Origin of the sequence: Gelidibacter sp., assembly GCF_039916245.1 — a bacterium.
GTDB lineage: Bacteria > Bacteroidota > Bacteroidia > Flavobacteriales > Flavobacteriaceae > Gelidibacter.
Genome location: NZ_JBDSLS010000309.1, coordinates 1 through 6,705, shown reverse-complemented (window position 1 = coordinate 6,705; position 6,705 = coordinate 1). Strand labels below are relative to the sequence as shown.

Annotated in this window: 4 protein-coding genes; all 4 read left to right on the top strand. The window is 40.1% G+C overall.

The window, feature by feature from the left end:
- Positions 1-3,156, top strand: a 3,156-nt coding sequence (locus ABIQ28_RS15580; protein WP_348038979.1) for a pyruvate carboxylase, incomplete at its 5' end; no start/stop codon positions are given.
- 181 nt (positions 3,157-3,337) lie between these two features.
- Positions 3,338-4,210 carry a hypothetical protein gene (locus ABIQ28_RS15575; protein ID WP_348038977.1) on the top strand — a complete coding sequence of 291 codons (873 nt, stop codon included), beginning with the start codon at positions 3,338-3,340 and terminating at the stop codon, positions 4,208-4,210.
- A 4-nt stretch (positions 4,211-4,214) separates the two neighbouring features.
- Positions 4,215-4,781: a hypothetical protein gene (locus tag ABIQ28_RS15570; protein ID WP_348038975.1), complete on the top strand. Its 567-nt coding sequence runs from the start codon at positions 4,215-4,217 to the stop codon at positions 4,779-4,781.
- Between the two features lie 161 nt (positions 4,782-4,942).
- Positions 4,943-6,705 (top strand): FUSC family membrane protein (locus ABIQ28_RS15565; RefSeq protein ID WP_348038973.1); only part of this gene is annotated, 1,763 nt, incomplete at its 3' end.

Here is a 6,705-nt window from a genome sequence, read left to right as displayed (position 1 = left end):
AACGGCATTATTTTCATCGGTCCGAGCCCAGAAGTTATGGATGCTTTGGGCGATAAAATTATGGCAAAGAAAATTGCTGTTAAATGCCATGTACCGATTATCCAAAGCAATAAAAAGAAACTATCCTCTCTAAAAGTCGCCCTATCAGAAGCCAACGCCATTGGGTATCCGTTGATGCTAAAAGCTGCTTCGGGTGGTGGCGGACGTGGGATGCGAATTATCAGAAAAGATGAAGACTTAGAACAAAATTTTGATTCGGCCAGAAATGAAGCCTTAAATGCGTTTGGCGATGATACCATGTTCTTGGAAAAATATGTGGAAGATCCAAAACATATCGAAGTACAAATTGTAGCCGATAATCACGGAAACATTCGCCATTTATTTGAACGCGATTGTTCGGTACAACGCCGCCATCAAAAAGTAGTGGAAATTGCACCTTCCTATAATGTTTCAGAATCAGCCAAACAAGCCGTGTATAAATATGCGGTTGATATTGCTACCGAAGTCAGCTATAACAACATCGGAACGGTTGAATTTCTGGTAGACAAAGATGATAACGTCTTTTTTATTGAAGTCAATCCGCGAATTCAGGTAGAACATACCGTTACTGAAATGGTTACGGGCATCGATTTGGTAAAAACCCAAATTTTCATCGCTGGCGGTTACAAACTTTCCGACCAACAAATAAAGATTTACGAACAGGAATCCTTAAAAACATACGGCTTTGCTTTACAATGCCGATTGACTACCGAAGATCCCAGTAATAATTTCACACCCGATTATGGCACCATAACGACTTACCGAAGTGCTTCAGGAATGGGTATCCGTCTCGATGCCGGAAGTATTTACCAAGGTTATAGTGTGAGTCCGTTTTTTGATTCGATGTTGGTCAAAGTCTCCGCACATGGCAGAACTCTGGACGGCGCGGTTCGTAAAATGGTGCGTGCGTTAAAGGAATTTCGAATTAGAGGGGTGAACACCAACATTCTCTTTTTACAGAATGTCATTCTCCATGACACTTTCAAGGAGGGAAAAGTGACGGTCAATTTTATTCAGAACACGCCTTCCCTATTCAAAATCAAATTGCCACAAGATAGAACATCGAAAGTCACGCAGTTTTTGGCAGAAGTGATCGTCAATGGGAATCCTGATGTGAAATATAAAGATGACACTAAAGTCTTCAGAAATCCGAAAGTCCCGAAATTCAACTTGGCCGCGCCACATCCGAAAGGCACCAAGGATATGCTGACGGAACTAGGTCCAGAAAAATTTTGTGAATGGCTCAAAAACGAAACAAAAATCCACTATACCGATACGACCATGCGTGATGCGCATCAATCGTTGTTAGCCACGCGCATGCGAACTTTTGACATGCTGAAAGTCGCTGAAAGCTTTGCGAAAAATCATCCCAATACATTCAGTATGGAAGTTTGGGGAGGCGCCACGTTTGATGTCTGTTTACGTTTCCTACATGAAAGTCCGTGGACACGCTTGCGCGAATTGCGAAAAGCCGTACCCAATATTTTATTCCAGATGTTGCTTCGCGGCAGCAATGGCGTTGGCTATAAAGCCTATCCCGACAATTTGATTGAGAAATTCGTTGAGAAATCCTGGGAAAACGGCGTCGATCTCTTTCGGATTTTTGATTCCCTCAATTGGGTTAAAGCCATGGAACCGAGCATCAACTTTGTCCGGAACAAAACAGGTGGCATTGCCGAAGCAGCCATTAGCTACACCGGAAATATTTTGGATGTAAACGAAACCAAATACAATCTGAAATATTACACCCAACTGGCGAAAGATCTTGAAAATGCTGGCGCCCACATGATCGCCATCAAAGATATGGCAGGCTTGCTAAAACCCTATGCGGCAACCGAATTGGTCGGCGCTTTAAAAGACACCATCAAGCTGCCGATACATTTGCATACGCATGATACCTCATCCTTACAAACCGCCACCTATCTCAAAGCCATTGAAGCGGGCGTGGATGTGATTGATGTCGCCTTAGGCGGATTATCCGGATTGACTTCGCAACCCAATTTCAACGCCATTGTGGAAATGATGAAAGGACAACCCAGAGCACATGATTTTGATATGAATTCGCTGAATCAATTCTCAAATTTTTGGGAAGATACGCGCGAACTGTATTATCCGTTTGAATCTGGATTGAAAGCTGGAACGGCAGAAGTATTTCAACATGAAATCCCAGGCGGTCAATATTCCAATTTACGTCCGCAAGCGATTGCCTTAGGTTTGGGCGATCGGTTTGATGAGGTCAAAAAGATGTATGCTAAGGTCAATACCATGTTTGGCAATCTGATTAAAGTGACGCCAAGCTCAAAAGTGGTGGGCGATATGGCCATTTTTATGGTAACCAATAATTTGACGCCAGAAGATGTGATGGAGCGTGGCGAGGAAATTTCGTTTCCTGAATCGGTCATCAATTTCTTTAAGGGCGATTTGGGACAACCTGTTGGCGGATTCCCTAAAAAATTACAGAAAATTATTTTAAGAAATCACAAAGCGTATTCCGACAGACCAAACGCGCATTTAGAACCCATCGATTTTGATGTGGAATATGAAGCCTTCAAAAAGAAATTCCAAAAAGGATTTACCAGAGCCCTCGAAATTGAAGATTTCTTGTCCTATACCTTATATCCAAAAGTATTTGAAGACGCGCACGAGAATTACAAGCTTTATGGAAATTTAGCTTTAGTACCTACCAAAAACTTCCTTTATGGCATGAAGCAGCGCGAAGAAATCCTCATTGAACTGGAACCCGGAAAGACGATTATTGTGCGATTGCTGTCTGTAGGTATTCCTAATGAAGATGGTGTCAGGATCGTTTTCTTTACCGTCAATGGAGAAAACCGTTTTGTGGAAGTTTTGGACAAATCGCTTAACGTCAAAAAAGAAACCAACGCTAAAATTGATCCGGCAGATACCAGTCAAATTGGAGCGCCATTGCAAGGTTCTTTATCCAAAGTATTGGTAAAACGTGGTCAGAAAGTCAAAGAAAACGATCCGTTATTTATAATTGAAGCCATGAAAATGGAAACCACCGTAACCGCATATAAAGCCGGAACAATAAAATCCGTGACATTGAAGGAAGGGACCATGGTCATGCAGGATGATTTGGTTTTGATGATGGAGTAGAGACGCAAAATATTGCGTCTCCACCAAAGCAGAGATTCGATTAGAGACGCAAGGTATTGCGTCTCCACAGACGCAAAATATTGCGTCTCCACCAATGCAATTTTGCACCCACACAAATGCAAGATATTATATTAAAGACGCAAGGTATTGCGTCTGCACAAATGCAAAATATCACAAATAGATGCCGGAAAAATTCAGAAATAAATATAGAATAGAATCCACCCGTTTGCAAAATCGGGATTATGGCAGCAATGCCGCCTATTTTGTAACCATTTGCACCAAAGATAGGGTCCATTATTTTGGAGATATCGTAGAGACACAAAATATTGGGTCTCCACAAAACAATGAAGAAAAGCGAAATATTACAGAGACGCAATATATTGCGTCTCAACAGCAAAGCATTGGGTCTCAACAAATGCAATTATCAGAAATTGGAAAAATCGCAAACCAAAATTGGTTATCAATCCCGGACCATTTTCCATTTGTGAAATTAGGAAATCATGTGATTATGCCAAATCATGTTCATGGCATTATCATTATCGATAAACCCATGGATTCCGTAGAGACGCAAAATATTGCGTCTGGACAACAAACGGAAAATATTGAATCTGGGGAACAGGAGACACAAAATATTGCGTCTGGACAACAAACGGAAAATATTGAATCCGGGGAACAGGAGACGCAAAATATTGCGTCTGGACAACAAACGGAAAATATTGAATCTGGGGAACAGGAGACGCAAGGTATTGCGTATATACAACATACGGTAAATATTGCATCTTGGGAACAGGAGACGCAAGGTATTGCGTCTCTACCACCATCAATAAATAATAAATTCGGCCCACAATCCAAAAATTTGGCATCAATAATCCGCGGATATAAATCATCTGTCAAAACATATGCAACCATAAATAAGATTGATTTTATTTGGCAACCCCTGTTCCACGAACATATCATTAAATCTGACAATGCATTTCACAGAATTTCTGAATATATTTTAAACAATCCGATGCAGTGGAAAAACGATACATTTAATAAAAATCCCTTATCTTAACCCCATGAAAAAACTTCTCTTTATTTTATTGGTGGTACCGTTCCATTTGATGGCACAGGAGGCACCTGGATCTGTTCAATTTTGGGATACCTTAAAAAATCATTGTGGCAAATCCTATGAGGGCCAAATCACGGCTGGCGGAAAGGAAGGCGATGGCTTTACTGGCGAAAAATTAGTCATGCATGTGCGTGCCTGTAATGAAAACGAAATCAGAATCCCCTTTTTTGTAGGTGAAGATAAATCCCGAACTTGGGTACTCACAAAGGGTAAGGACAATTTAATTCTGCTAAAGCACGACCATCGTCTAAAAGATGGATCGGAAGATGCCGTGACACAATACGGCGGATTGAGTCCAAATACAGGAATGCCCGATATCCAATTTTTTCCTGCCGATCAATTTACATCCAACTTAATAGCTTATGCTTCCAACAATGTTTGGTGGATTACTGTAGACGAAAGTTCATTTACCTACAACTTACGAAGAGTAGGCTCTGACCGCTATTTTTCGGTAAAATTTGATTTGACCAAGGAAGTAAAAACTCCGAGTGCTCCCTGGGGCAGTGAGGGTTAATCGAAAATAACGCGTTAAATAAATAGTATAAAAACAACTTACCAACCACTTCAACAGAAGTGGTTTTCTATTCATAGAAAAATCAAATTAACTTTTAAATAACGTCAGCATAGATTATAAAAAATCAATTAGATTACCTTTGTAAGTAATTACACAAACAATTGAAAGCACTACTTAAAACCATAGAAATTTTCCTAAAGGGTTCCAACTTTTACAGAGGCCTCAAATTGACGTTTGCCGTGGTAACCCCATTGATCGTCTTCAATCTTTTGGGTGAATTTGAATATGCCCATGCTATTGTAATGGGAGCGTTTTTAAACGCTCCAGGAGATGTTCCTGGCAGTTTAAAACGTAAAGTCAATGCCATATTAATCAGCACTGCCTTAACGATGATTATTACAGCTGTCATTCTGTTTTGCAAGCCTTACCTCCCGCTTTTAATTATAGCGCTCGTGGTCGTTTCATTTTGTGTGTCCTTGATTTCTGTTTATGGATTCAGAGCATCGATGGTGTCGTTTTCTGGATTATTAGCGATGGTACTGGCTTTTGCCATTCAAAAAGACACGGCGCATGATATTTTTCAACATGTGCTTTTAATAGGTTGCGGCGGACTTTGGTATTTGTTAGTATCGTTGCTGTTCCGGAAACTAGCGCCTAAAAAAGATGAAGTTCAGTTTTTATCGGATACCTTATCTCTTATTAGTGACTATTTAAAACTAAGAGGACGTTTGTTGACCAAAAAAACCCAGCGTCAAGAACTCATGCAGCAGGTATTTGCATTACAAAACCATATCAATGAAAAACATGAAACTTTAAGAGAATTACTGCTGCTGGAACGCAAACGCTCAGGACGTTCACTTTATGACGAAAAACACTTATTGATCTTTATTTCGTCTGTCAATATCTTTGAACTTATTGAAGCCAAGCACCTCAATTACGCAGAAATCGACCGTTTATTTGAAGATAGAAAATATCTGAAGGCTTCGAGAAAACTGAATAAAGTCATGAGCAACCATTTAAAGACCTTGTCTGACTTACTGATTCAAAACAACAGAGTTCCTGATAACGATTTCCTTTTAAAGGCGCTTTCAAAAGTCAAAAAAAATATTGCAAAATATGTTGAAGACATCACGCTGCCAAAAGCGCGTGAAGGCGCATTAGTACTTAGAAATCTATACGATTATCAAGAGAAAATATTTCAAGAAATCAATGCGATCCATCGGGTCATGATGAATGTTAATGACGCATCGAAAGTCTCATTAAAACGACAGAATACAAGTCCGTTTTTAACGCTTCAAGAGTATCGTTTGAATGTTATTATAGAAAACCTCAGTTTCAATTCCACCTTGTTTCGACATGCGTTACGACTTACAGTCACCCTGCTTTTTGCTTTTATTTTAGGAACGCTATTAGACATCAAAAACACCTATTGGATACTCCTAACTCTTATTGTGATCATGCGCCCCAATTACGGATTGACCAAAGAGCGTTCAAAAGACCGAACTATTGGAACCCTCATTGGTGCCGCTTTTGCTATTGGCATTGTGCTGCTAACCCAAAATGTGATCGTCTATTCGGTTTTGGCCATTATATCACTGACCTTATCATTTGCCTTGATACAGCAAAATTACAAATCGGCAGCAGCATTAATTACCATCAACATCGTTTTTGTGTACTCACTCATCAATCCGGATGCCTTTCAGGTTATCCAATTCCGTGTGATTGACACCCTTATTGGTGCGGGTATTGCCGTGATTGCCAATTACACCTTATGGCCTAGTTGGGAAGCCTTAAATTTGAAAAGTGTGCTTGTGGATGCTTTGGAAAAAAACAGAAAGTATCTTTTGGCCACTCAGCAGTTGTATTATGATAAAAAGGAAAATGAACTCGGTTATAAACTGGCCAGAAAGGAAGCGTTTTTAGC

Excerpts from the sequence above, each read along its gene's own strand:
- ABIQ28_RS15575 (WP_348038977.1), top strand. The coding sequence starts at position 3,338 with ATGCCGGAAAAATTCAGAAATAAATATAGAATAGAATCCACCCGTTTG.
- ABIQ28_RS15570 (WP_348038975.1), top strand. The coding sequence starts at position 4,215 with ATGAAAAAACTTCTCTTTATTTTATTGGTGGTACCGTTCCATTTGATG.